Annotated in this window: 25 protein-coding genes; 1 reads left to right on the top strand and 24 read right to left on the bottom strand. The window is 36.7% G+C overall.

Annotation, left to right across the window (positions count from 1 at the left end):
- Nucleotides 1-113: 113 nt before the first annotated feature.
- From ACH3O9_RS01230 to glp, 6 genes are read right to left on the bottom strand one after another with little or no spacing between them, the layout of a single operon-like run.
- Nucleotides 114-542, bottom strand: a complete 429-nt coding sequence (locus ACH3O9_RS01230; RefSeq protein ID WP_416443572.1) for a molybdenum cofactor biosynthesis protein MoaE — start codon at nt 540-542, stop codon at nt 114-116.
- Entirely contained in the window at nt 523-1575 is a 1053-nt protein-coding gene (locus ACH3O9_RS01225) for a ThiF family adenylyltransferase (protein WP_416443570.1), read from the bottom strand. Before ACH3O9_RS01225 ends, ACH3O9_RS01230 begins: the two co-directional genes overlap by 20 nt.
- 2 nt (nt 1576-1577) lie before the next feature.
- The gene (locus ACH3O9_RS01220) at nt 1578-1814 is read right to left on the bottom strand and encodes a MoaD/ThiS family protein (protein WP_416443568.1); all 237 of its coding nucleotides are present in this window, start codon (nt 1812-1814) and stop codon (nt 1578-1580) included.
- On the bottom strand, nt 1811-2386 hold the full coding sequence (locus ACH3O9_RS01215) for a molybdenum cofactor guanylyltransferase (protein WP_416443566.1): 576 nt from the start codon (nt 2384-2386) through the stop codon (nt 1811-1813). The genes ACH3O9_RS01220 and ACH3O9_RS01215 overlap by 4 nt, the downstream gene beginning before the upstream one ends.
- Nucleotides 2387-2408: 22 nt before the next feature.
- The gene (locus ACH3O9_RS01210; RefSeq protein ID WP_416443564.1) at nt 2409-2765 is read right to left on the bottom strand and encodes a winged helix-turn-helix domain-containing protein; all 357 of its coding nucleotides are present in this window, start codon (nt 2763-2765) and stop codon (nt 2409-2411) included.
- Nucleotides 2765-3940: a gephyrin-like molybdotransferase Glp gene (glp, locus tag ACH3O9_RS01205; protein WP_416443562.1), complete on the bottom strand. Its 1176-nt coding sequence runs from the start codon at nt 3938-3940 to the stop codon at nt 2765-2767. The genes ACH3O9_RS01210 and glp overlap by 1 nt, the downstream gene beginning before the upstream one ends.
- Before the next feature lie 134 nt (nt 3941-4074).
- On the opposite strand from glp, the gene ACH3O9_RS01200 reads away from it, so the two are divergent.
- Nucleotides 4075-5352 (top strand): alginate export family protein, encoded by a 1278-nt coding sequence (locus ACH3O9_RS01200; RefSeq protein ID WP_416443560.1) that lies wholly within the window; start codon nt 4075-4077, stop codon nt 5350-5352.
- Between the two features lie 169 nt (nt 5353-5521).
- Here the strand turns inward: ACH3O9_RS01200 and ACH3O9_RS01195 are convergent, their stop codons facing one another.
- From ACH3O9_RS01195 to ACH3O9_RS01110, 18 genes are all read right to left on the bottom strand, one after another.
- A complete protein-coding gene (locus ACH3O9_RS01195) occupies nt 5522-7477 on the bottom strand; it encodes a c-type cytochrome (protein WP_416443557.1) in 1956 nt (651 codons plus the stop codon).
- Nucleotides 7478-7482: 5 nt separating this feature from the next.
- Nucleotides 7483-9369 carry a family 16 glycoside hydrolase gene (locus tag ACH3O9_RS01190; protein ID WP_416443555.1) on the bottom strand — a complete coding sequence of 629 codons (1887 nt, stop codon included), beginning with the start codon at nt 9367-9369 and terminating at the stop codon, nt 7483-7485.
- Nucleotides 9370-9504: 135 nt separating this feature from the next.
- A complete protein-coding gene (locus ACH3O9_RS01185) occupies nt 9505-9840 on the bottom strand; it encodes a glycosyltransferase (protein ID WP_416443553.1) in 336 nt (111 codons plus the stop codon).
- Between the two features lie 25 nt (nt 9841-9865).
- Nucleotides 9866-10468 carry a hypothetical protein gene (locus tag ACH3O9_RS01180; RefSeq protein ID WP_416443551.1) on the bottom strand — a complete coding sequence of 201 codons (603 nt, stop codon included), beginning with the start codon at nt 10466-10468 and terminating at the stop codon, nt 9866-9868.
- Nucleotides 10469-10474: 6 nt separating this feature from the next.
- A complete protein-coding gene (locus ACH3O9_RS01175) occupies nt 10475-11056 on the bottom strand; it encodes a hypothetical protein (protein ID WP_416443549.1) in 582 nt (193 codons plus the stop codon).
- A gap of 2 nt (nt 11057-11058) precedes the next feature.
- Nucleotides 11059-14604 (bottom strand): hypothetical protein, encoded by a 3546-nt coding sequence (locus ACH3O9_RS01170; protein WP_416443547.1) that lies wholly within the window; start codon nt 14602-14604, stop codon nt 11059-11061.
- Between the two features lie 42 nt (nt 14605-14646).
- A complete protein-coding gene (locus tag ACH3O9_RS01165; protein ID WP_416443545.1) occupies nt 14647-15438 on the bottom strand; it encodes a hypothetical protein in 792 nt (263 codons plus the stop codon).
- 241 nt (nt 15439-15679) lie between these two features.
- Nucleotides 15680-16264: a hypothetical protein gene (locus ACH3O9_RS01160; protein ID WP_416443543.1), complete on the bottom strand. Its 585-nt coding sequence runs from the start codon at nt 16262-16264 to the stop codon at nt 15680-15682.
- Nucleotides 16265-16700: 436 nt separating this feature from the next.
- The gene (locus tag ACH3O9_RS01155) at nt 16701-17285 is read right to left on the bottom strand and encodes a hypothetical protein (RefSeq protein ID WP_416443541.1); all 585 of its coding nucleotides are present in this window, start codon (nt 17283-17285) and stop codon (nt 16701-16703) included.
- Nucleotides 17286-17672: 387 nt separating this feature from the next.
- Nucleotides 17673-17975: an STAS domain-containing protein gene (locus ACH3O9_RS01150; RefSeq protein WP_416443539.1), complete on the bottom strand. Its 303-nt coding sequence runs from the start codon at nt 17973-17975 to the stop codon at nt 17673-17675.
- A gap of 938 nt (nt 17976-18913) precedes the next feature.
- A complete protein-coding gene (locus ACH3O9_RS01145) occupies nt 18914-19195 on the bottom strand; it encodes an STAS domain-containing protein (RefSeq protein ID WP_416443537.1) in 282 nt (93 codons plus the stop codon).
- Nucleotides 19196-19350: 155 nt separating this feature from the next.
- On the bottom strand, nt 19351-20055 hold the full coding sequence (locus ACH3O9_RS01140) for a LytR/AlgR family response regulator transcription factor (protein ID WP_416443535.1): 705 nt from the start codon (nt 20053-20055) through the stop codon (nt 19351-19353).
- 10 nt (nt 20056-20065) lie between these two features.
- A complete protein-coding gene (locus ACH3O9_RS01135; RefSeq protein WP_416443533.1) occupies nt 20066-20386 on the bottom strand; it encodes an Hpt domain-containing protein in 321 nt (106 codons plus the stop codon).
- Complete coding sequence (locus ACH3O9_RS01130) at nt 20386-21429, bottom strand: sensor histidine kinase (protein WP_416443531.1); 1044 nt, start codon at nt 21427-21429, stop codon at nt 20386-20388. The genes ACH3O9_RS01135 and ACH3O9_RS01130 overlap by 1 nt, the downstream gene beginning before the upstream one ends.
- Nucleotides 21429-22562: an FIST signal transduction protein gene (locus ACH3O9_RS01125; protein ID WP_416443529.1), complete on the bottom strand. Its 1134-nt coding sequence runs from the start codon at nt 22560-22562 to the stop codon at nt 21429-21431. Before ACH3O9_RS01125 ends, ACH3O9_RS01130 begins: the two co-directional genes overlap by 1 nt.
- Before the next feature lie 3 nt (nt 22563-22565).
- The gene (locus ACH3O9_RS01120) at nt 22566-24911 is read right to left on the bottom strand and encodes a PAS domain S-box protein (RefSeq protein ID WP_416443527.1); all 2346 of its coding nucleotides are present in this window, start codon (nt 24909-24911) and stop codon (nt 22566-22568) included.
- Nucleotides 24881-25450, bottom strand: coding sequence for a heme NO-binding domain-containing protein (locus tag ACH3O9_RS01115; protein ID WP_416443525.1), 570 nt, complete (start codon nt 25448-25450; stop codon nt 24881-24883). The genes ACH3O9_RS01120 and ACH3O9_RS01115 overlap by 31 nt, the downstream gene beginning before the upstream one ends.
- Entirely contained in the window at nt 25451-25864 is a 414-nt protein-coding gene (locus ACH3O9_RS01110) for a response regulator (RefSeq protein WP_416443523.1), read from the bottom strand.
- Nucleotide 25865 lies beyond the last annotated feature (1 nt).

Below are 25865 nucleotides of genomic sequence, written 5' to 3'. Positions count from 1 at the left end.
ATTGTTGTTTTTCTATCGTCACCCTGAATTTATTTCAGGGTCTCACCTATTTGATTTTATAAAACCGTGATGCGATGCTGAAACAAGTTCAGCATGACGAAAGTTCATTTTTATCAGCTATTAACTTTCCATTGAAATTCTTCATTTTCAAAAATCTCTTTTGCAAAAATGGGAACTTCACTTTTCACCTGATTCACGATTTCTTCAGTGGCCGCATAAACTTCTTTACGACGCATAGATGAAACGAAAACAAAAAAGCAAATTTCACCGGCTTTGATATTCCCCAGGCTGTGGTAAATATGCATGCAGGTTAGATTATATTTCGCGAAAGCTTTTTCCCTGATTTTTTCCAGCTTTTCATTTGCCATTTCTTCATAGCAGGTGTATGTTATCCCGCTTACGGTTTTATCATCGATCTTATCTGCGCGCACTTGACCCAGAAAAATATTATGAGCGCCAATGCTGTGCTTTGACTGATGTTTTGCAATAGAATCTGCTATAAATTGTGGCGAAATTGGGCCTTCAATAAATACTTTTTTCATTTTCAATAATTTGATTCATGGCTAAAGCGCCACCTTTTATGCTCCTAATTTTACTAAACTGATTTTTCTGCAGAAGCTTCGCCGCGACCAGACTTCGTTTTCCGCTCTGGCAGTAAATCAATATTTCGTTGTTTTTATCCAGCTGATGCATTTCACTTTCTAAAACTGAAAGCGGAATCTGAATAGAATTTTCCAAATCGAGTTGAGGCGTTTCATCAAATTCGCGTACATCGAGCAGCAAACTGTTTAAAGCCAAAGCTTCTTCCGGATTGATTTCTGAAACTTGATTTTGTAAATATTCAGCTTCAAAAAAATCGGTGTTTATGACCAGATTTTCGTCCTTTTTGTACTGAAAAATAGACTGATCGTTCGTGAGCGCATTATAAACCAGCAACTTTCCTGAAAGGATTTCGCCTATTTCCAGGATCATTTTCATCACTTCATTTGCCTGAAGCATTCCCGTAAAACCTACGGTAGTACCTAAAACGCCAACTTCAGCACAGTTTTGAACAATTCCTTTTTCGTTTTTAAACAAACATCGGTACGTTGGTCCGTTCTTGTAGTTAAAAACAGAAATCTGCCCTTCAAACCTAAAAACCGAACCATAAACAAATGGTTTATCTAGAATTACACAGGCGTCATTGATTAAGTAGCGTATTGCAATTGTGTCTGTCGCGTCAACAATTATATCGTAGTTCGCAATGATTTGCAATGCATTTTCGGCAGAAAGAAATTCATCATAAACCTCAAACTTGACATTAGAATTCAAAGCTTCCAACTTTGAAACCGCTTCGCGGGCTTTGCTTTTTCCCACGGTATTTTCTGCATACAATACCTGACGATGCAGATTAGTCTCATCAACCGTATCGCCATCTATAATTCCGATCGTTCCAATTCCCGCCGAAGTGAGGTAGGGGAGAACTGCGCAGCCCAAACCGCCGGCGCCAATAACAAGAACTTTGGCTTGCTCAATTTTTTGCTGCCCTGCATTTCCCACTTGAGGGAGTTTTATTTGTCTGCTATATTTATTCATAATTATCCTCCTGCAAAAGGTGGTAAAATGGCAATCTCGTCGTTTTCGTTTATTGTATAATCTGAATTTTTATCAACCATATTTTTGTTGACCGCAACATTTAAAGGAAGCTCATCCAGTTTATATTTTATCGTCAATTTTTGAAGCAAATCTGCCAGTTTTTGATTCTCCAGGGCGATTTTTTCTTCGCTGCAATTGGTAGCTTCAGCAATCATCCCGAAATATTTTACGTGTATCATAGCGCTGGTTTCAGTTGTTTGAGTTGATTCTGGTCGTTTATATTTTGCAAAGCTTCTGTATTTTTTATCTGTAATGCATTGTAGCCAATTTTTGTGATCAGGCTCATAAGTTTCAGTTCGTCATTTAAAATACTTTTCTCAAAAAAAGGAGCAACTGATTCGTGGTAAACTCCAATTAACGGATGCGACTTCTCAACTTCACTTGCGATTGTGATTGATTTTTCAGTTTGAGCATGAGAACTAATTAGGTCGCTAAGGATAGCAATTGTTATCAAAGGAATATCACAACTTAATATTAAATTATCGCTGGTAGAAGTATTTTTCAACGCAGAGAAAATACCGCCTACCGGACCTTTATCCCGATAAATATCACTGATTAAAGGAAAGCCAAATTGCTCATAATCTGTATTTTCAGTAACCAAAGAGATGTTTGAAGTAATCGGTTTTACTGCATCAATTATATGCTGAATAAAAGGCTTATCGCGAAAAATAACCAATCCCTTTTCAGTTTGCATACGGCTGCTTTTGCCGCCGCAAAGAATAAAAGCTGATATGTTATTGTCGATTTTCACCCGTTTAACTCCGATTTTTAGCTTAAAAAGTTAGTTTTTCAAATTCCTTATCCAGAAAATCCATGCAGTTTTGATTTATCGTTTCAAAATGTTTGATAATGGTTTTTCCGTATTCAGTTAAGGTTGTCCCGCCGCCATCTTTACCACCAATGTTTTTAATGATCAAAGGTTCTTTTGCGAGTTCGTTCATCGTATTCATCAATCGCCACGCCTTTTTGTATGACATATTTAAAGCTTTCGCAGCAGCGCTAATTGACTTTGTTTCGTGTACTTTTTTAAGCAATTCTATTCGGCCATAGCCTAAAAAGATATCTCCGTCTTTTTCAATCCAGATCCTGCTTTTAATTCCGCTGGATACTATTTGGTTCTTTTCTTCCATTAGAATACAAGATTTAAATACTGAATTGAGTCGCCTTCATTGATTTGTTCTACCGTTTCAGGCACAACTACTAGTCCGTTTGAAATCGCATACGAATTGAGCATAGACGAAGCCTGCCCGGTTAAGATTTCTGCTTTTCCATTTTCAATAATCGCTTTTAGAAAAAGCGTTTTGCCGGTAGGATTTTTAATTTCCGAAGTTATTTTAGCCTCTTTCAGTTCTAAGTTGAAATTTTCATGACCCATCATTTTTCTCAGAGCACCCAAAACATACACGTAAAAACAGGTTAAACTGGAACCCGGATTTCCCGGAAGGGCAAAGACGGTTTGGTCTGATTTTTTGCCAAAAAAGAGGGGTTTTCCGGGTTTTTGGTTGACTTTATAAAAGACTTCTTCAACCCCATTTTCTTCGAGCGCTTGTTTAACAAAGTCATATTCACCAACAGAAATTCCACCGGAAATCAATAAAACATCTACTTTTTCTAAAGCGTTGCTAATTGCAGTTTTGGTTTGGTCGTAATCATCTTTCGCTTTAAAAACCTGTATATCGTCAATCCCTAATCGAAGCAAAGCGGCCTGTAACATGATAGCGTTACTTTCATAAATAGAGCCTTTTTCTAGCGGAGTTCCGGGTTCTTGCAATTCGTTGCCGGTTGCCAGGATTCCAACCTTCGGTTTTTTATAAACTTCAATTTCCTGAATTCCCAAACCTGCCAGAAAGCCAATTGTGGCCTCGTTAACCAAAGTTCCTTTTTTGAGAACTTCTGTTCCGGTAAATACTTGTTCGCCAACAGGGCGAATATTTGCACCTTTTTGTGGTAATTTATTGATGAGGATTTTATCGGCAGCGCGTTCTACATGCTCCTGAATAACAATTGTATCTGCATCATCAGGCACCAAAGCACCGGTAAAAATGCGTACTGCTTCGCCGGATTTTAAACTCAAATTACCGGAATCTCCTGCTTTTGATTCACTTATGACTTTATATTCTGCTGCTCCATTGAGTTGAATAGCATAACCATCCATCGCTGATTGACGAAAAGGCGGCATATTAATAGGCGATTGTACAGCTGATGCCAAAATGCTTCCACGTGCTGCCAGCAGTGATAAAGTCTGCGTTCCCAGCGGGGAAGTTTGTTTTTCAATAAGTTTTAAGGCTTCATTAACAGCTATCATAGCAGCGGGCGTTATTTCTCTACGAATATAACGAAAGAAGAAGCGCGAAACAAGATGTCATCAATAATTAAGTATATTTACGTAATAATACGTATAAATACTTATATTTGTTTTGAATAATAAACTTCAGCTAAATGAAAGCAAACATTACTCTCTTTATTTTATTTGTCTTTTTTTCAACTTTCGCCATTGCGCAAACCTTTAATGTAGATGCAGATATACGTTCACGATTTGAATATCGCCATGGTTTTGGCAACCTGTTTCCAGATGATGCAGAACCTGCTGCTTTTGTAACACAACGCTCACGTCTCAATTTTGGTTATGATACTGAATGGTTGAATGCCTTTATAAGTGTGCAGGATGTAAGCACATGGGGCGATACCCGCCAAATTTTACCGAGTGATAACAATGATTCTTTTTCACTTTTTCAGGCGTGGGTAGAATTAAAAGTGGATGAACATTGGTCTACAAAATTAGGACGTCAGGTAATTTCTTATGATGATCAGCGCATTTTTGGTGGTCTGGATTGGGCGATGCAAGGTCGTTTTCATGATGCAGCCTTGATAAAATATAAAAATTCTGGTTTAAATATGGATCTGGGTTTTGCCTTTAGTCAGGAAGAACAGCGGATAATCGGCTCAGACTATGCAATTACCGGCTTTTTTACCTATAAAACCATGCAATTTGCACATTTGAATAAATCCTGGGAAAACTCATCTTTGAGCTTTCTCTTCTTAAATAATGGTTTTCAAAAATATAATGAGGAAGAAGAAGCTGATGGAACTTATAACAGGCAGACAACCGGGGCTTATTTTACTTTTCCTATCGGTGCTGTTAAGTTTGCCGGAAGCGGTTATTATCAATTTGGCAAAGCCGATGCCAGCACAGACTTGAGTGCTTATCAATTGTCTTTAGAAGGATCATATAAACCGGCCAACACTGTGTATGCTTTGGGATTTGAAATGTTAAGCGGAACAGATCAAACCGGAGATTCAAAAAATAAATCATTCTTCCCACTGTATGGAACCAACCATAAATTCAACGGTTTTATGGACTATTTCTATGTTGGGAATCATGCCAATAATGTGGGACTAAATGATCTCTATGCTAAATTGGTTTTCAAGACCGGCGAAAAATCTAATCTGCTTGTTAAAGGGCATTACTTTGCGGCTAATGCAGATCTGGTAAATGATACAGATAAATATTTAGGAACTGAAGTAGATCTTGTTTTTACGCAACCGCTTATTAAAAATGTAATATTAAACTTAGGCTATTCGCATATGTTTGCTTCAGACAGTATGAGTTTAATAAAAGGTGGTCTGCCATCTGATAATACCAATAATTGGGGGTGGGCGCAGCTCATTATAAATCCCAATCTTTTTAAACACACATTTACTCCGGAAGAATTATAGTAAACAGTTTTATAAATTGTTGGTTAGTCCCGAAAGGCTGTCTTTTTGATCTTAGACAGTCTTTCTTTTTGTAGGATATTTAGATATTTCTATAAATCTGTGTAAAAAATATAGCCTGATAATCAATAATAAGATTAACAGGCTATATAATATTTAGTAAGATTAATTTCTATTTTAACGAATTAATCCAGGCGGCTATTTTTAATGCCTCATCTTCTGGGACTTGAGGCATGGGAGCCATTGGCGTAGCATATTCAGGCCAGTTTTTAGGCTGAGGATTATAAATTAATTCCAGAATCTTTTCATTAGAATACATGCGTTTTGCTATGTTTTTAAATGAGGGACCCACAACTCTTTTCTCTTTATTATGACATGCTGTACACGTATTTGCAGCTAATAGAGGTTGTACCTGGCTATCTGTTAAAACTTGATTTTGAGCTACTTTTTTGGCTACTGGTTTCTTTTTAGGAACTACAGTTTTTTTAGGACTCACTTTCTTTGATGTGAATTCACTAGCTGAAAGTTTTTGACCATCTGGAATATTGTTAAGCGTATAGTAAAAAGAAGGGTGAAGGGTTAACTCTTCCTTATCCTTAGATTTTACACCTTGCAATAACATTTCATGAACGTAAAATTGGCGTAAATTGTCTATAACGACTCTTACTTTCATCCCATCATCACTTACTTTGACGCCCTTAACAGGTATGTCTTCAATATTAACCTGTGGACTTCCATAAACAGCCTGATATTTGTAGATATAACTCTTCCCTTTATAAGAATTTAAATCTTCTGCTGAAGCTTTGTCTACTGGTTTTGTAAATTCGATTTCAAAACCATCAGGCATTGCTTTTACGGTTTTCATTTCAAAAGGAGTTTTACCCGTCCATGACAAGAATTCTATACCGGAATTTGTTGTTCCTGCAGATCCCCAGCCTCGGTTTGTCTCACCAATAAAAAGATTACCGTTATGATCAAAATCCATTCTCATAACACCAGACTGAAACCCGGCTCTAAAATCAAAAGCCACACCTTGATATTCACCTTTTACTTTTTCCAGGGCGACTCTCATAATTTTACTTTGACCCATATCACCCACAAGAAGCTGACCGTCAAACGGACCAAATTTTGAATTGGCATCAATAGCTTTAATTTGTGAAGTAGATATTCCTAAAATTCCGTGAGGTAAAATCACAGAAGGTAATTGAAGCTCAGGGAAAGTTTCTTTTATTTTATAAAGAAAATCTGGATTTTTCTCATCCTGAACGTTTTCCGGTTTTACATATCTTCCATTTACTTTTGTCTGTCTCTTGTCAATTTTAGCGTAAAATTGCTCCTCAGTTAATTTTATAGGAGAATCTTTCATCCCTGTCCATTTAAGCCCTGCCGGATGGCCGGTAAATGCTCCTTTTGGCAAATGCCAAACTCCACCAGAGCCTACCCAGTCACCTTGATTATCTGTATAAAAAAGTTCGTCATCATACATACCGTAACCTGCTGGTGATCTCATTCCTGTTGCCCAGGGCTGCATTGTGCCATCTTCAGATATTTTCATTGTCCAGGCTCTCCAGGGTACACGACTCTCACCACGCCACCATTCTTCATCACCAAAAGCAACATTTGCAGTTACAAAAAATGTGTCGTCTGGTGCTAGAACAGGTCCAAAAGAATATTCATGATAATGTGTAGATAACGGCCATGCATATACGGTTTTATAAACGTCTGCGACGCCATCACCATCTGTGTCAACCAGTTTTGTAAGTTCGCCACGCTGGGCTGTGTATAAAGCTCCATCTTTATAAGCCAGACCTAGAGGCTCATGTAATCCGGAAGCAAACTTCTTAAAAGTCACACCTGTGCCACCGCTCATCGTAGGGTTTTCAAGTATCCAGACGTCACCACGTCTTGTGCATACAGCCATGCTTCCGCTAGGCAGTGATAGGACACCACCACCTTCTATAAGTACACCTTCAGGCGTAGGGATTGTGGTAATTCTATAAAAATCATTTTCTTTAGATCCTTCTTGTTTAGGCTCATCTTGCGCCATCAATCCAGAGGTGATCATTAGCAGCAGAAGAACAGAAAAGTTTTTAAACATTGTATATATATTGTAATTCTTATTTTTCATGATCGTTACCATATTATTTCATAGTTAATAGTACTACCATCAACTGGTATTATCAGTTCTGTTTCTCCATTTATATCTCTTATTACAGGTGTTTGTGCAGAAATAAGTTTTAGATAATATGCGTTGTCACCAATGATGTATGAGCCATCTTGCATTTTCTTTACTTTGCCTGAAGCTAATTTATAATACCAACCAGATAAGCCCGATTTTGAAAAACTTATCTCGTTTTTCAGATAGTTATTATTTTCATCGGGAGTGATTTTATTAGAAATCTCGACACCATTATATTTTTGTTTGAAAATAGGTAATCCCGTTTCGCTGTCTATGGTATATCCTTCTGAAACAAAATCAGGAGCCTCTCCTGTTTCTGGGAAAGCAGTTTTGTCTGTAGCAAGTTTAGCTAAAGGTTGATTTAAAAAGGTCCATTGTACAGATCCTTTTGGTTTAAAAGAACCGTCACCTCTGCTGTGCCACATGGGTGTAGCATCTACAAAATCCCCTCTCCAGAAACCAATTATATTCGCTGATTTTAAATCGTATACGTAATTAATACCTTCTGGTGTGCCAACGCCTATTGTATGAGAAAGTCTTTTTTCATTTCCTTTAAAGCTCACAAAACCTCTTAATAAAGCTGGTTTTGCATCTGGCTGTACATAGATCGCAGAAACATCGTTCACATTAGGTGGGTAGGAATCATAAGCGTGAAAGGTCTTAGGATTTGTAGTTGCGGTAGTAACCGTAAAACCTAATCGTGGCGCTCTCCAGCCTGCATTTTTAATATTCTTTATTGTAAATGAATGTTGACCTGCTTTAAGGTTAGAATTAGAAGATATACGTCCCTCATTGTCTGAAGAATTTTCTTTAGCAACAACTTTCCCATCTATAGATAATTCTGCACCACCGGTATAATTTACCAAAAATGTGAAATTATCATCTTTTGGGATCAAAATTTCCCCATTAAATATAATACCATAAGCATCTTCCTCTTCAGCAAGATTTACATCAATATCTTTAGTTTTTCCTTTAGAAACTACAGTCGCGTTATCAAGATCTTCTAGACCTTTAAAATCACCTTTATAAGTTTGGTAAGCAATAGAAGGGAGAGTGACTTGAGATTCTGCCATTACCTGATACTGTATGTTTTTGAATGCCACAGCACCATGATCACCCTGAATCATAAGCGGACCCATTGCAGTTTCTTCAGCAGATATAGGACCACCTGTAGCTAAAGGAACTTCAACATTATTTTGAATAAGCTCGCCGTTTAGTTCAATAGAAACAAATTTCGCATTCGCTATTTTATTTCCACTTTCATCAAATCTTGGTGCTTTAAAATGAATTTTTAAATGTTGCCAAAGGCCAGGAGCCTTGGCAGGATTGCTTAGAGGAGCGATACCTCTAAAAATTTTGCCGGGTTCATTTTCCCAATTGCGGTAGATACCACCTATATCAGAAAATTTAGGAACTTTTACACCCCAGGCGTCATTCAATTGTACTTCATATCTGCCTTGTAAATAGATTCCTGAGTTAGAACCTTTAGGAAGCATAACATCCATTTCCAGGTAAATATCTCCGTGTTCCCATTTAGTCACCAGATTATCTTTTCCGTTCTCGGGATTATTTAAAAGAATTCCTGTTCCCGGAGAAAAGGTAACCGCCTTTGCAGGCTCGGTTTCATTTTTTCTTTTTCTCTTTTTTCTTTTTTTGCCAGATTCTTCTTCTGCTGTTTCGGCCTGGTGTATATCAATGTTGGGATTCATCACCACATCACCCACAATTTGCCAATTGCCTGTCTGGTCTTTAAAATCATTAAGATTGTCTAAGGTTAACTGTTCCTGTGCAAATAGACTAAATCCAGATAATAGGACCAGGAACAAAATCGTGTTTCTCATGAAAGATTAGTTATATTTTCTGTAAGGATACAAAAAATATACTAAATCGATTTAGTGTAAATGCATGAACCTGAATTTTAACAGTGAAAAAATCAATTTTTGCGAAGGAAGGCTCACATAATTGCTCGTATTCTCTCAACTGTTGTTACTGCCAAATTCGATAGTGGTTTTAAGATCTTGAAGTTCCATATTGAAACCGTAATTAACCTTATCAATATTTTTATTACGCATCAAGAGGCGGAAACCATTTCGCAAAGCAAAGTCGTGCTCTCTTTTTACCTTAAGGTCAATAACAGAGATCCTCTTAGGATATCTATGTTCTAATTCCTGCAGCAGCGTTAATGTATTATCTATGCTTCCGTTATTCACAAGACATAAGCGCACATCAGGATATTCTTTTAAAAAAGTAGTGAATTCATCTTTATCTAAATGCTGCTCTCTGTTTGAAAATATGAGAATGATGCCTGTCATAATTACTTTTAATAGATTATTCTTACTACATTAAGCTTCCTACTACCGTATAATAGATATCAAAATTAACCGGTACCGCTCTTGCTTTAGCACTTGGTCTTACTTTGAACTGAATAGGAATATTTGTTCTGCAACCTATAAATTCAAATACTTTAATGGCTTGTGAAGCATTATTGGGAACAGCTATATAAGCGCCGCCGTTTTCAGGAGTTAGACCTCGTGGTCCTAATGGTTGAATAGGTAAATTATCATAAGGGCTTGAACCTATAAGCGGTAGGGGAGTGCCACTATCTGTAAATGTACGCGCCTCTATTATAATGTCTGCAGGGGCATTTATAGTGTGCATATATACTTTATATCTAAAGACATTTGCACTGCAGTTTGTTTCAGTATCTGAAACTTCTACACCCAATATTGAGGTAGGATCGAGTACAAAGCCTATTTCTGTTGCGTTAAATGTAGTTTCAAAACCTAAAGCCGCATCGTCTTCCCCGGCTTCCATCACTACATCTGTTATAGACTGGCTAAAGTTGGGCATGCCCTGCACATCCAGAGTTCCCGGCAGCAATACTTGGGCATTTACCGCCGTATAACATAACAGTGCTATTATAATTTGAAATTTTCTCATGGTAGCTTATTTTATTTCGTAGATGATTTCAAAACCGTCTGGCAATGATACCATCCCGGGATTGTCTATTGTGTATTTTAACTGGTAGCCGTTGTTCATGCCGTCGCCCGTATATCCATTTTGAAAGTCATATATGAGTCGGCTGTCAAATCTGGCGCCATTATTTGCAATTGTAACAACTGGGCTAAAACTGGGCGTTGCATAGCTGCCCGTAGGTGCAAAACTTATAACTTCTACAGTAATGGTCATGCCTGCGGGAACGGGCAATGTAGAGTAGACATATACATTACCTGGTTGATAATCTGCATCTCTAAAGGTGAAATTTAACCACAGATCTGCATCTTCTATTGAGCCACTGGCACTAGCGGGAAGTCCTGCCTCAAGGCCACTTAAATTTGTGCTTCCGCCTGTTAATGATTCTGGTTCTACATCTATGATCTCTATAGGCTGCAATTGTAATGATGCCGTATTAAAGTCTTTACCGCCGCCAAAAAGATTAACACTATTAGCATCTATGGTTTCCTGTGCAAAACATATCGACATATTGACAAGAACCAGATTAATAAATATATAGCTGAATTTTCTCATAATTAATTGCCTACTTTAAAGTTCTTATTGTCAAACTTGATCTTTCTCTTCTTGCTTCCAACCTCTATAGAGATGGTTTCCCTGGCATTTTCTTCTACCGTGATTTGGGTTGCTTTAGGGATATCAAACAAATCACCGGCTTTAAATCTCATAATCTCTATTTTATAAGTACCCGGTACTATTTCCTGAAAACTAAATGTGCCGGTCTTATCAGATTCTATGGTGTATGTAAACTCTTTATTTTCAAGTTTTATATACGCTGTAAGATCCTTTTTAGTTAGATCTTTTTCGATGAAATCTATGCTGCCGTTAATGGTAGAAGAACGCACCAGCGGTATGTCTAAACTCGACATATTGTCTCTGGCAACTATTACTTTAAAAGGTGCTCTCTTAGCAGCTACAATGCCCAGTGGTAATGATGACTCATCTATAAAAATATAGTTTGTGCCTAGCGGAAGATTGTTTAGCTCAAATTCTCCTTTTGCATTTGTAGATAAGGTTTTACCAGAACTTACTATGCGTATTCCTTTTGTTTTAATGGTTTCATCTGCAGCAAAAACATATCCTTTTAAACCTCCTTGCTCAATTGTTCTACGAAGTGGAATCCCAAACATATAGGTGTATTTTCCAAAACCTAAAAGCTCTTTTTGAGTGGTATTACCAGCGTTTTCATAATAGTTTGCGCGTAACTCAAAGCGATGGTTTTTATTTATTTGAGCCATTAGGCTGGCGTTAATAAAATCACGTTTCATATAAGAATCTTCCGGACTGAAACCGCTGTTGTAATTAAAGTCAAAGCGGAACATTCTGCTTAAGCTGTAATCTACACCTAAACTGTATCTAAAATAATTGGTGTTGAAATCTGATTTTCCGTAACGGTTGTTATAATTATGATTTAAAGATCCTTTAAAAGTTAACCTGTCGTAAATTCTATAAGAACTCTGTAGGGTGTGTGCGTATGTTTTTCTGTAAACATTAGTAGCAGCAAGTAAATTTTTTGTTTCTGCTATTCTACCGTTAAAACGAAGGCTAAAGTCACGAGATGTAAACGCATATCTATAATTAAGACCGTACTCTTTGTAATAATAGTTTCTGGGCTTTAACTGGTCTTCACGTACTCTTCTGTCTAAACGAATACTTACATAATGTCTTTGATTAGGACGATAACCTAAACCACCGTAATAATCTTCATAATAAGGAGCGGCAGCAAAAAACAAAGGGTTTAAGCGCTCATTGATTTTAGACATGTTCTGGCCTAAAGTGAAATTCCACTTGTGCAGTCTGTAACGCAGATTATTTGAATACTGAAGGCTATTTCTAAGTGCGCCAAAGTAATTTTCGCCCGCAATGGTGAAATTACCTGAGTACGTCAAATTCTCAAATCTCTGTATCAGGTTAATATAATTTGCATAATCTACATTTTCATTTGTTAAGCTAAATGACGACTCTGCATTAATTAAGGTTTTGTTATTTACATATTTAAAATTGAAAGTTGTGATCTGTCCTTCCTCATTCTCGTTACCGGGAATGTTGAAATATGCACCTTGCTCTGTACCGCTTGATCTGGCTACAGAAACGCCTACCTGTAAAGAATCTGTAAAATGATATTGCGCTTTTACACCGTACAGCGGCTCATCATTAAAATCGTAAAGTCGTGGTTTTGTATAAAAAGCTGAAAGCATCCAGTTTTTTACGCGGTGATCTATTCTGGCGCCCATCCCGTAACGACTGTTAAAACCTAAGTAATTAAAACGGTAAGTATGATCTCCCAGATGTACAATGGTTTTGTTATCATAATTGTAAAGCGCACTGTATTGATCTATTACACCAAAACGCTTAAGATTTATTTGTTTAGGACCTCTTAATGTGAAATTTAAATGATGCTTTTTCTGGCTGTCTAAAAAGCCGTGACCTCTTAATTCTGCTGAAACTGTCGAGTAATGCTCCTCTTCATTTGTGTAACTGTTATACAACAAACTTGCTTCTATGGGAAAGCGCTTAAAAGGATCTGTTTGCTTAATTCTCGCAGGGAAAACATCTGTTTTAGAAAAAGACTGATATGCCTCACCAGAAGCGGCACTTTCTACTTTTAAATTTGTGATCATTGTGCGTAAAGCGAAAACCTTTTTAGTTGTTTTTTGAGTCACATCTACTACGATTATTGAGTCTGCAGCCAGATTGATCATCTCATTTCCTTCTATACTGTTGCGAGAAGAAAGCGCTATTTTTTGATTTACATTTCCTGTATTTTTAATAAAATAGCTGGCTTTTATGGTTTCACCGGCCTGTACATTTTGTGGAGCGAAAACATTGAAAACCTCAATACCGAAATTTTTGGCCACTTTAAAAGTTACTGGTGAAGAACCTAATAAACTTCCTTTGTCTGTAATTAAGTTTACCTGTGCAGATGTGGAACCTGACTTATATTTTGCCGGAATAAAAAAGCTGATAAGCGCCAGTCTTTTTTCACCATTCTGCATGGTATTAATAGTGCTTGCAGAAATAAGATTCCAGGTATTGGGCAGGCGCACATCAAAATTTAATCCTGAAACATCGCTACCCATATTCACTACATCTATTACAAGCGTGTGTTTTTTACCCGTTTCATACGTGTCTTGCTTATGCAGAGGCGTTAATTTAATATCACCTGCATTTGAAGAATCTGTAATAATGATTTTTCGGGTTTCTGGCTGGCTTTGCGATTTTGATACTTTGGCGACCGATTTTGTGCTGTCTATGACCGATTTTTGAACTCTTCTCAGGTTATCTGAATAGATATTTGAGTCGGTTGTAGCTTTTGTCTCTGCAGTACTTTCTGTTTCTTGCTTTGTATTTTGAGTTTGTACAGATTTTACAGAATCTGTTTTTGATATTCTGTTTTCAGGAGCGTTTTTTGGTGAAAACGCCCGATTTTCAGCTGTTTTAACCGGTTTTTTTACGCTGTATATCGTTTCATTATTGATTGATTTTTGCTCTTCTTTTACCGATTTTTGATTGTTTTGAGGGGTTTTTTTCGCTTTTGCGGAATTATTTACAGTCGAAGAAGTTTCAGACTGAACTTTTACTTTTGTTGTGTCTTTGGTTTTAGGAGATGCGGGAACTGCTCTTCTTGTTTGCAGAACATTATTTTTAGAATTTGTTGCTGTATTAGTTTTTTTCGCAAGAGCGCTATTTACATCTATTACCCCATTATTTTCTTTCGCTTTAGCTGAAATCGTTACAACTTCAGAAATAAGAATTTCGTTTTTTGTGGTATCTGGCTCAAGTGTTGCAGCGGTTGCGTTGCTATATTTAAATGTGGTACTGTTTGTATCTGTGTTTTTAATTTCTTCCACTTCATTGTATTCAATTACATCAACATGAGGATATAGATCAAAACCTTCATTAGGTGCATCTTTTGCACAGCCTATATAAAAAGGTAGTATGATGAACAAAAGTTTTAATCCCTCCAGAGGGTTTAATTCCCCGAGGCTTGCCTCAACCAGAACAAAAATTTTCTGATTCACACCTCGTTGGCTTACCCTGAGGTTCTTGATTATAGAGTTCATATTGACGAGTGTTAAATTGTAGAATGAGTGATTTGGGGTCTGCTATTCTATGTTAAGGTTGATGTTTGCACCTACATATTCTTCGCGGGAATCTGCAATAAGCATACACTGGTAATTGCCTTTTGCAAGTGATGTGAGGTCTAAGATAAATTCCTGGCAGAAACCCGGGAAAATTAGGTTTCTAATGGTGTTTTTTTCCATGATCTTGGTGCCTGTAGCATCGTATATTTCAAGCAGTAGTTTTACATCTTCTACAAACAGATTTTTATTCTCAAGGTTTACACTAAGATTTTTTGATGGCAGACCTGCCTCTGGTAAAAAGTCAATGCTCGTGAAGGTTAGGTCAAGATCTTCTATGTTATTTACATTTGTCATGACGCCTACTGCATATTGCATTTTAGAATTAAGTGCTACCGCATTAGATTGCTGTTGTTGCATAGGCTTTTCTACTTGTATCATAACCATATTCCAGTAAGAGCCTTTTAGGTTAGCATCTTCAGGAATATTGATTGAGAAGCGATACACAAAACGCTCATTAGGAGCCAGTACTTTATCACCCAGATTACCTTCAAACCAGCTTAGCGAAGAACGCTCATGGCTCATATCTTTTGTGAATTTTCTAAATTCTGAACAGGAGAAAATAGCCTCGCTAAGAACAAAAGTTACCAGTTGATCTATGTTAGAAGTATTTTGAAGAATGATCTCTCCACGCACTTTGTCTCCAGAAGATCCTTCATACGTATGTGTAAGACCGTTTACAATAAGAACACCGCTAAATGCTGCAGCATTAATGAAAAATGTAAAGGCTATGGTAAGTATAATTCTTGCTTTCATCTTAACTTATTTTAATGGTATAATTGCTTGTTGATGTTTTATTATACTTCAAATTTAGCCTGATAAACAGGGGTTTTAGGCGTATTTTCGTTAGGTCGCGTTTAAGTGTAGACGAATGGTCGCAATGCGTCTTTGAAGCAAAAACGACTTTCTATTGAAGGAAAGAATCGTTTTTTTAGTTTATTAAAAAAGGCCGCTCTACCTGGGCAGAGGGCCTTTTTTATTACATTAGAATAGTGAATTATAAACCGCTAATGGTGTAGATCAAAGTTGAGTTATAGGTACCCGCTTTGTAATCTGCAAAATTTCCGTCTTCTGCAAGAGAATACGTGAACTGCAGCCCTTTTTGTCCCTGACCTGTGTACACACTTCCTATTCCTGTGATCACCGGTACAGATACATCTGTAGGTACTACTTCAATTGTTCCTGCTGCTGTACCTAAAGTGCCGTTGTCTGCGGTAAAAGTACTTTTGTTAAGAACGAGTTTAACACCGCTGGGGAAGTCATTTGCATTCTGATCAAAGCCTACAGTAATGTTTCTAAGTTGGCCATCTGCGACTACACTTGTATAATTGAGCCACATAGGAGAGGTCTCTACACTGTCAAACTCATAAACTCCGGCTTCTTTTGTTACATCTGTAAGGTCTAAAGTGATGGCACTTACTTCTGCTCCAGATGCATCTTCAATATCTAGCATTGCAAGGGTAGGTACATCTACAGTCAATGCCTGATTAAAGGTGTTGATGTCATTGTTGTCTGCCTGTGCATTAGCATCGATTGCAAATAATGCTGTAAATGCTGCTGTAACTAAACTAATTTTTTTCATAATAAATGATTTAGGATTGAATAATAAAGTGTTAATGATTAAATGTTTATTTGTTTATCTGATGTAAAACTAGTCATGCTGTCATTGTATTTATGGCTATTTTCGGTGGATGACCGGTTGCTGTAGATGAGTTCATGCTTTCAATCTTTAAAGCTTTCGCGAAATGCAAAGCGCAAAAAGAGATACACAGAAAGCAATTTTTGTTGAAGGTGCTAAAAGAAAAACAGAAACTTTGAGGCAAAGGTTTATTTCGTGAAAACGATAAAAGACCTTTTACAATCGTAGAATGAAAAAGGTATCGGTCAGGTGTAAAATCGGGTCATTTATGCTGAAAATCGGTCAAATTCCTATGAAAAGTAAAAAGGCACTCCACATAAGTAGAATGCCTTTTTATTACTAAATCCCAGTTGAATTATAACCGAAGATTATTTTGATATTATATACCGCTAATGGTGTAGATCAAAGTTGAGTTATAGGTACCTGCTTTGTAATCTGCGAAATTTCCATCTTCTGCAAGAGAATACGTAAATTGCAGCCCTTTTTGTCCCTGCCCTGTGTATACACTTCCTATTCCTGTGATCACAGGTACAGAAACATCAGTTGGTTTTACTTCAATGGTTCCTGCTGCTGTACCTAGTGTACCGTTGTCTGCAGTAAAAGTACTTTGATTAAGAACCAGTTTCACGCCGCTGGGGAAGTCATTTGCGTTCTGGTCAAAACCTACAGTGATGTTTCTCAGCTGCCCATCTGCGACTACACTTGTATAATTGAGCCACATAGGAGAGGTTTCTACGCTTTCAAATTCATACACACCAGCTTCTTTTGTTACGTCTGTAAGATCTAAAGTGATCGCGCTTACTTCTGCTCCTGAAGCATCTTCAATGTCTAACATTGCCAAAGTTGGTACATCTACTGTTAATGCCTGGCTAAAGGTATTGATGTCATTGTTGTCTGCCTGAGCGTTAGCGTCGATTGCAAATAAAGCTGTGATTGCTGCTGTAACTAAACTAATTTTTTTCATAATAAATGATTTAGGATTGAATAATAAAGTGTTAATGATTAAATGTTTATTTGTTTATTTGTTTATTTGTTTATTTCTGATGTAAAACTAGTTAGACTGTCCACGCTTTGCAGTCTGTTTTCGTTAGATGGCACTTTGCTGTAGATGAATTAAGCTTTTTATTCTTTTAATACATCCAGAGGGTTTCATCAGTCAGGTTCGAAATGAATATTACAATTCATGACTGGCTTTTCTTTAGATGAAAATTGTTTTTATGTCTTTATCTATTCTTGCCAGCATAAATTGATTCAAAAATTAAAAAATCAATAACCTATTAAATACAAAAAGCCCCGGCGTGAGGGAGAGCGCCAGGGCAACAAACAGAATTTGGGGGGAAATGTATTTTAACTATGCAGCAGCTGTAGGTTCAAGTAATCTTGTAAGTCCGGCTACACCAAATGCATATTGTATCTTTTTATTGTCACATCCTACAAGAACGATTTGTTTCTCTTTTTGTTTTGCTTTCTCTATCAATAAGTAGATCATAAATGCTCCTGAAATATCTATATCATGAATTGAGTTCAGGTTTACAATAAGATAGTTAGTCCTGTCAAGAGCAACTTCAATTTTAAGTTGAGTCTCTGTTACATTATGACTATTTAATATTCCTTCTATTTCCAGAACATAATTATTGAGTTGTATTAGAGACATAATGCTGCTTGTTTAATTGTTATTGTTTTACAAAGATGCTTAGTATTTTAGAATTGCTCAGTTGATTTTCGGTGGCTGGGTAATTCGTGTAGATAAACTGTCATTTTTTGACTTTTATCTGAAATTATACTCTAATTAATTCAATTTAAGATATTTAATACAGTTTTCAATTTGTTGTATTTAACTCAAAATGGGTGAGGGTAAGGTTGTGAAAGTATTTTATTTTTTTGCAATTAAAAACCCTGCACCTTAGGGGAATGCAGGGTTAATTAAGATTTGGGGGTAATAGTAAAACGATTTGGGGTGAAAGCGTTTTGTTTTTATTTCTTGTACAAAGATGATAGATATTCCCACGCTGGATCCCAAAATTTAGTTGAATGGAAGTTTGCTGTAGTCGAGTGGTTCATTATCATCTTTGAATTGTTTTTGTACTGATAAGTGAAGTTTGAGAGCTGCCAGACTTTAACTGAAATCAGTTTTTTTCATTGAGAGACTTAGCGGTTGTGATAATAGTTTAATTAATGAAGCAGATCTATGAACATAAAAAACCCCGCATTTAAAATGCAGGGGTAATTAAAGGAATGAGGGGTAGGGGATAAAGTTATTAAGGGGTGAGAAGTTTTTTCTACTTTTTTATTCTTGTACAAAGATGGTCTTTATATACAAAGTATCTTTTTAATTTAGTTGAATGGAGGTTTACTGTAGATGAGTGGTAATTTTCTGTCTTTAAAATGATTTTCAGACAATGAGAAGCATCTAAATTTCCAGAGCTTTTCTTACTTTAAGAATTTTATATTTCGAAGGCTTACGGAGATTTGTTAAGTAGAGAGCAATTTTATGCATTAAAAAACCCTTGCGTTTTTAGGCTGACGCAAGGGCTGAAGTGATTTGGGGCTATGCCTAAATTCTAATGAAATGTGAAGAGAAAGTATAAGGCGTTAACAAATATTGACACCTGCCATGTTGAAAGCTTTTTTTACAGCTTCATTTTGCGTACCGGTCAATATGATATTTTTTTGCTTTTTTCTGGCGCGCTCTTGTATAAGGTAGAGCATAAAGACACCAGAGAGATCGAGCATATTTATTTTGTCGAGATTTACAACCAGATGGCTCACAAGATCAAGAGCACATTCTATTGTTGATTGTGTTTCTGTAACGTTGCCACTACAGATTATTCCGCTTAATTCAAGCACCTGATTATGAAAACTTGCTAGAGCCATGTTATTTAATTTTGAAGTTATTTTCTGCTTCAAAGATCAAATAAATTGCCAGCGTTAGGGGCTTTTTTCGATTATGCGCCCTTTAACTATAGATGAATGGTTAAAAGGTTTCGTTGAGCTTTTTCGCCCAGAGCGCATGCTTCAGTTAAATAATTCTATAAAAGGTTTAGACGCTCCATTAACTCTGTTCTTTTAGAGCGGCTTACCGGGATGATATCGCGATCTATAAGTACACTATTATCTTCTATATCTACGATCTTACTGGTATTTATAACGTAGGAGCGATGCACTTTTAAAAACAAATCATTGGGTAGTTTGTCTTCTATTTTCTTCAAGGTAGAGTGAACTGTATAATTTTTGGTTTCAGTTTTTATCAGGATATAATCGCCTTTGGCCTCAACGATTTTTATGCCTGCCATGTCGATTTTTATGAGTCTGCGGTCGATATTTACATACAGATCCTGTACATTTTCTGCAGTCTCTTTATCTTCAGCAATTTTAGATGTTTTTTTAAAGGCAAGGGCTTTTTTTACAGCCTTATCAAAACGTTCTTGCGTAATAGGTTTAACGAGATAATCTACAATACACTCATACTCAAAAGCTTCTATTGCAAAATTTTTGTCTGAAGTGCTTAAAACTATTTTGGGTGGATTTTTAATGGTTTGTATAAAGTCAAAACCCGTAAAATCTGGCATATGAATATCTAGAAAAACAAGATCTACCTCGTTTTGATTAAGATACTTGATAGCGCTTAATGCGTTAGAGAAAGTTTCATCTACAGTAACATTGGGGTTTTTTGAAGCTAATTGTTCAATTATGGCTCTTGCCATCTCCTCATCATCAACAATAATGCAATTCATACTTTATATTTTAAAATGTATTTATATAACCTAACATGTTTTTAAGAATGTCTTCAAAAGCGTCTGAAAGTGAAGATTTATTTTCTTTAAGTTGGTTCTCATAATCAACAGCGAGCTTATAACTTTTTTCAAGTCCCAAAATACTTATTTTATGTTTAAGCTTGTGAACATCTTTTGCTGCAGTAAGATAATCGGCATTTTTGAGGTGTTCACGGTATAAATTGATCTCTTTAGGCAATTCTCGTTGTATGATCTCGATCATTTTTTCTTCAAAAGAAACGTCGCCACCAGACATTTGCCTGATCATTTCTATATTGGGCTGTTCTGTCATTAATCGTTTTTAGGTAAAGTAAAGTAAAACGTGGTTCCTTTTTCTGGTTCACTTTTAAGCCAGATGTCGCCATCGTAAAAGTCTATTATCTTTCTTACTATTGAGAGACCTATGCCGGTCGAGTTTTGATCACCGTCTATTTTTTCAAAAATTTGGAAGATCTTTTTATAATGCTGTGTTGATATGCCTTTACCGTTGTCTTTAATAAAAAACTCCCACTTGTATTCTCTTTCTTTTACACCAATGTGTATTTCGCCCTGAGCTTTGTCTATACTTTTTATAGCATTTTGTATCAGGTTCTGAAAGAGTTGCTGTAAGCGAAATTTATCACCGTTTATCACCGGAAGATTATTATCTATCTCAATATTAATATGTGCCGGGGCATACAGAATTTGTACTACTTCTGTAACTAAATGCTGGGTGTCTACATCATAAGTACTCAGCTCTGCCTGGTCTATGGTCGAGTAATTGAGAATGCCGGTAATAAGGCCATCCATTTTCTCAACGTTTTTTAAAATTAGATTGAATTGTGTGCTGCACTCTTCGTTAATCAAATCGCGGTTATCTTCCATGATCCAGTTAACGAGGGAGTCTATACTTCGCAACGGTGATTTAAGATCGTGAGATACCATATGTGCGTAATCTGAAAGTACCTGATTTTTTCGCTCTAGGTTTTTAAGCAGTTCTTCCCGTTGTTTATCTATGCGCAGAATCTCGTTAGATTGTTCTTCTATAAAGGTCGATAAATCGACCACTTCGAGCGATTTTTGCTCATTTTTAGGCGATTTTAGGTTAAGCGTTTTTACAACGTGAGTAAGGCTGTCTATTATCTTTTTTTGACTTTCTGCTTCTTCCCTCAATTTTGTGTTGGCTTCAAAAAGTTCGTCAGAACTTATTTTCATCGCCCGTTGTGACATGCTGAGGTGATTTTCATAATTATCATACGACCTGTCAATCGCCTCTAGAAAATCACTTAGAGGTGCAATGTCTATATTCTTTGCAGTTACAAATTTCTTTATTTGTCTTTGAAGGAGAGAGTTCACTATTCGCTGATTAAAGTTAGGGTCATTGTCTGGTTGTGCAGCTCACACGCACGCTCGCTTTGATAGGGGGCCATCTCGCCATAAGAGTAAAAACCACTCACGCTGGCATTCTGGCCTATAACCTCGATCACCTCTTCTATTTCTTCCTCTACACGTTGATCCATCACGAGTTTCCTGCCAATGCAGCTTACAAGTATTGCGAGATCTGCAGGTTGATTTCTGTTCTTAATTGCCAGTTTTGCGGCCTCGTAGGCACCGGTGGCGATACCGTCTACAGATGCCATCATAAGTTGTACTTGAGCATTTAATGGTACGTCACCCGCAAGGATCATAGAATTGTTTTCTTTATCTATATTTAAAATGGTGCGCACAACCGGATGCTTCTTCCCGGTTGCCGTCACATTTAGCGGATAGAAAAGCGACGCTTGGGGTAATTCTGCAGCTTTATCGCCTAAGTATTTAGAATAAATATCAAGAGCAGGTACGTTATCGAGTTCATAAAGAATATTGCCTTCAGATCTTGTTATGCTACGCTCAGGGCCAAAAGGAATCCAGCCACCATAACTGGCAAATGAGATCTCAAGCGAGACTCCATAAAATCCTATAGCGATCACTTCGCCTTCTTTAGGATCTTCCTGATACGAAGCGAGTGTTTTTTCAAATCTGGCATCGTCACCACACATGCCACCGGTTAATGCAATTGTATCGTCAATGCCAGATTCTATACCATCAATCAACGAACTGCCATTTACAAAGCTACCTTCAGAAATTACAAAGACGTGTTTTAGGTCTTCTTTGGGTATTTCATTTATTAGTTCGATACCCAGAGCATGCGCATTTTTATCGTGAGCAAGTATATTTGCTCTTTTTACGATAAATGAACTTTTTTCAAATTCTACTGCTGTAACAGAAATTGAATTTTCGGTTACATTCTGGCCTATTATTTCGCCGGAAGTTGAGCCAAAAACGAGATCTTGATATGGAAATTCCTGGCGTATACTTTCAATAATCGACTTATCTTCTAATAAAAACCGGTTTGCAAACACAAAAACCAGCGGATTTTTCAATTGCTGATTTCCGGTGAGATAATCCCATTCTGTGCTTTCTGTGCGTTGTGCTTGTACAATTTTCATTATCTATCGTTTTAGAGTAAAAAAGAAGGTGGTACCAACGTTTACTTCGCTTTCTAACCAAATTTCTCCCTCATACAGCTCGATCACTTTTTTCACAATACTTAAACCAATTCCGGTAGATTTTTCTGTGGTGCTTAGTGAATTGAACATTTTAAATATTTTCTCGTGATATTCAAAAGGGATTCCTACGCCATTATCCTGAATGGAAAATGTATAGTGACTCTCATCCTGCGTATGATCTATTATAATTTCGCCTTTAGGCTTATCTATATGCTTAACTGCGTTAGTGATTAGATTTTGAAACAATTGTTGTATTCTGGTTGCATCTGCAGTGATAATGGGCAAGCGGTTCTTGATAATAATCTCAATATGATCTGGCACGTAGATCATATCCTGAATGTTGATTATTAGAAGATTTAGATCAAGCTCTGTGTCATTGAGATTGCTTTTTTCTATACTTGAATATTCAAGAATATTTGCAATGAGCGTGTCCATCTTCACTACTTTATTTTCTACAAGATTCAGGTTTTTAAGACCTTCTTTACCCAGTTGCTCTTTAAAGTCTTCTTTTGTCCAGCTTAGTAATGCAGAGATACTGCGTAAAGGCGACTTGAGATCATGAGAAACAATGTGTGCGTAATCATTGAGCTGCTCGTTTTGAAGTTCAAGACTTTGTAAGAGTGCTTCTTTTTGCAATTCGAGATTTTTCTGCTCTGTTATATCAAGGCAGATTCCCGTTGAGCCAATAACATTATTATTGACATCAAAATTTAAGGTTTTACTAACCAGTAAGCGTTTTATGGCTTTTGACTTAGTGATTATTTCTACTTCCCAGGTGTCATCTATTACCTGAGATGGTACGTCTTTTACATTACCACCAAGCAACATTTTTCTAATATTCTGGCCAAGTAATTCACGCTCACTGTAGCCCGTAATATCACAAAAACTCTGGTTTACAAGCAGTACATTGTTTGCATTATCCTGCTCAACAAGCCCCAGATTCATATTAGCAATTATGCCGCTGTATTTGTCTTTTTGAGCTCTAAGATTTTCTTTATGATTTTTCTTTATCGTCACATCTTCATAACTCCACAAGTGGCCTTTATAAACACCATCATTGTGTAATGGAATAAAGCTACGCTCAAAAAATCTTCCATCTGCAAGTTCTAATTCTTCAGCAATAACAATTTCTTTATTTTGTATAAGTTCGTTTACACGAAATAAAAATTGCTCAGAATCAGCAAAAAAAGATTTGATTTGATAAGCGTTGCAGGTACAGTCAGAATTTTTTAGATCGTCTGGGCTGGCTTTCAGGTTAAAGTAATTGCAGAACTGCTTATTTGTAAGCAGAACCTTGCCGTTTTCATCTTCAAGCAGAATACCTGTTTGCAGGTTTACGATTATAGTAGAAAGCCTGTTTTCTGATTCTCGTAATTTATCTTTTGCCAGTTTCTCTTTAGTAACATCTTCAATTGTACCAAGCTGGTATTTTATTTTACCCGATTTTTCTCTTACCGCCGTTACCGAAGTTTTTGCCCATACTACGTTTTTATGTTTCGTGATATATCTCTTCTCTAAAGTAAATGTATCAGATTCACCTGTATATAGTTTTTCCCGGTTTACGGCAGAAATCTCAATATCTTCAGGGTGCGTAAGATCCTGAATTTGTAGATCTTTAAACTCATCTTTATCGTAGCCTAACATGTTACAAAGCGCATTGTTGACCATCACAAGACCAGTCTCATTTTCATCAGAAAGAGCGATACCTATGGGTGAATTCTCAATTATTATGTTCAGTTGCTTTTTTTGCTCTTCCAGCTCCTGCTTTAATCTGGTTTCTTGTGTGATGTCACGAGCGATACCCTGAGCAGCAATGGGAGCTCCTTCCTTATTGTGTATTATGCTGGCATTGATCTGCACGATCTTTTCAGCGCCAGATTTTGTGATAATATGAGCTTGATAGTTAGAAAAATGACCTTCTTTAACAAGTTTTTTAAAAGCCAGCCGCGTGTAATCTTTAAATTCCTTTTTGACTAAATCATTTAGATTTATAAGTTCCAGATTGTGATCGTAGCCCAGCATTTTTATTGCCGCCTTATTCATTTTAAGTACGTTGCCATTAAGATCTATTACGACATACGCATCTGAAATATTAATAAAAACGCCCTCAAGCTCAGAGGTTTTTTCAGAAAGTAATTCTTTTAATTTATCATTAGAACTCTGCAAAGCAAGAGAAAGCTCATAAAGCTCTGTAGATTTCTGCTCCAGAATGTGTTCAGCTGATTTACGTGCTTCCTTCTCACGCGCAAGTGCTCGTTCTAAGATATTGATTTGTTCTGATTGTTGCATTGAATAGTAGAAATCATGAATTTGACTTGGGTGCCGCTTTCGTTTAATTTAATTAGCTCAATATGTGCTTTTTTACCGTAATATTCAAAACTTTTTTCCATCAATGCTTTGGCAAACATATACATAGCCCTATCTGATGAATAGACCATTTCCATGTTGTTTTGATCTTGACTTAAAATACTAAATGAGGGTAGTTCTGCGCCGGGATAGATCTTGCGTACCTGTACATGAATGTGATTTTCTATAGAAGCGAGAAATTCAAAAGGATCGCTATAACTGCGAAATACCGTTGGGTGATGGTAAGTGAGCGCTTTAAAAAAATATAACCCATATGTATAGATCAAATCATCTGCCGGAATATTGATTTTTTCGCTTAGTTGACCTATTAAAGTCTGCATTTCTATAAAATCATACGTGCCTATTGCAGAATAGATACCCTGTGATTTTAACCGGGAATGACTAATAATATAATCAACGGTTTGCAAGCCATATTGCTCTTCTACCATCTCAAGGAATTCTGTAAAAACTATGCCTTTCATCTATCCCTTAATTAGTTCATTAATGCTCCAGTAATTCAATACATGTTTTATTTTTTGTACGTAATCTTCATATTTTAATGGCTTGATGACATAGCCGGCAATTCCTACCTTATAACACGCGTGTACATCTTTGTGGTTAGCAGATGTGGTTAAAACTATTGTAGGTATGTAACGCAGAACTTCATCGGCTTTTAGGATTTTTAAAAACTCAAGTCCGTTTATCTTTGGCATATTAAGATCAAGAAATATGATGTCTGGTAATCTGTCTTTGCGTGCAAGTATTTCGAGAGCTTCTTCACCATTGTTAGCTTCTGTGATTTTGTGTTGAAGCCCAAGCGAATTTATAGTACGGTTGAGTTTCATAATCTCGATCATATCGTCTTCAATGAGAAGAATAGACAGGTTGTTATTCATG

This window comes from Leeuwenhoekiella sp. A16 (genome assembly GCF_047946675.1).
In the GTDB taxonomy this organism is placed as follows: Bacteria; Bacteroidota; Bacteroidia; order Flavobacteriales; family Flavobacteriaceae; genus Leeuwenhoekiella.
The sequence above is the reverse complement of the archived record's forward strand: the minus strand, read 5'-3'. Positions and strand labels throughout refer to the sequence as shown.

Coding starts and splice junctions, on each gene's coding strand:
- ACH3O9_RS01230 (WP_416443572.1), bottom strand. CDS start 542: ATGAAAAAAGTATTTATTGAAGGCCCAATTTCGCCACAATTTATAGCA.
- ACH3O9_RS01225 (WP_416443570.1), bottom strand. CDS start 1,575: ATGAATAAATATAGCAGACAAATAAAACTCCCTCAAGTGGGAAATGCA.
- ACH3O9_RS01220 (WP_416443568.1), bottom strand. CDS start 1,814: ATGATACACGTAAAATATTTCGGGATGATTGCTGAAGCTACCAATTGC.
- ACH3O9_RS01210 (WP_416443564.1), bottom strand. CDS start 2,765: ATGGAAGAAAAGAACCAAATAGTATCCAGCGGAATTAAAAGCAGGATC.
- glp (WP_416443562.1), bottom strand. CDS start 3,940: ATGATAGCTGTTAATGAAGCCTTAAAACTTATTGAAAAACAAACTTCC.
- ACH3O9_RS01200 (WP_416443560.1), top strand. CDS start 4,075: ATGAAAGCAAACATTACTCTCTTTATTTTATTTGTCTTTTTTTCAACT.
- ACH3O9_RS01195 (WP_416443557.1), bottom strand. CDS start 7,477: ATGAAAAATAAGAATTACAATATATATACAATGTTTAAAAACTTTTCT.
- ACH3O9_RS01190 (WP_416443555.1), bottom strand. CDS start 9,369: ATGAGAAACACGATTTTGTTCCTGGTCCTATTATCTGGATTTAGTCTA.
- ACH3O9_RS01185 (WP_416443553.1), bottom strand. CDS start 9,840: ATGACAGGCATCATTCTCATATTTTCAAACAGAGAGCAGCATTTAGAT.
- ACH3O9_RS01180 (WP_416443551.1), bottom strand. CDS start 10,468: ATGAGAAAATTTCAAATTATAATAGCACTGTTATGTTATACGGCGGTA.
- ACH3O9_RS01175 (WP_416443549.1), bottom strand. CDS start 11,056: ATGAGAAAATTCAGCTATATATTTATTAATCTGGTTCTTGTCAATATG.
- ACH3O9_RS01170 (WP_416443547.1), bottom strand. CDS start 14,604: ATGAACTCTATAATCAAGAACCTCAGGGTAAGCCAACGAGGTGTGAAT.
- ACH3O9_RS01165 (WP_416443545.1), bottom strand. CDS start 15,438: ATGAAAGCAAGAATTATACTTACCATAGCCTTTACATTTTTCATTAAT.
- ACH3O9_RS01160 (WP_416443543.1), bottom strand. CDS start 16,264: ATGAAAAAAATTAGTTTAGTTACAGCAGCATTTACAGCATTATTTGCA.
- ACH3O9_RS01155 (WP_416443541.1), bottom strand. CDS start 17,285: ATGAAAAAAATTAGTTTAGTTACAGCAGCAATCACAGCTTTATTTGCA.
- ACH3O9_RS01150 (WP_416443539.1), bottom strand. CDS start 17,975: ATGTCTCTAATACAACTCAATAATTATGTTCTGGAAATAGAAGGAATA.
- ACH3O9_RS01145 (WP_416443537.1), bottom strand. CDS start 19,195: ATGGCTCTAGCAAGTTTTCATAATCAGGTGCTTGAATTAAGCGGAATA.
- ACH3O9_RS01140 (WP_416443535.1), bottom strand. CDS start 20,055: ATGAATTGCATTATTGTTGATGATGAGGAGATGGCAAGAGCCATAATT.
- ACH3O9_RS01135 (WP_416443533.1), bottom strand. CDS start 20,386: ATGACAGAACAGCCCAATATAGAAATGATCAGGCAAATGTCTGGTGGC.
- ACH3O9_RS01125 (WP_416443529.1), bottom strand. CDS start 22,562: ATGAAAATTGTACAAGCACAACGCACAGAAAGCACAGAATGGGATTAT.
- ACH3O9_RS01120 (WP_416443527.1), bottom strand. CDS start 24,911: ATGCAACAATCAGAACAAATCAATATCTTAGAACGAGCACTTGCGCGT.
- ACH3O9_RS01115 (WP_416443525.1), bottom strand. CDS start 25,450: ATGAAAGGCATAGTTTTTACAGAATTCCTTGAGATGGTAGAAGAGCAA.
- ACH3O9_RS01110 (WP_416443523.1), bottom strand. CDS start 25,864: ATGAATAACAACCTGTCTATTCTTCTCATTGAAGACGATATGATCGAG.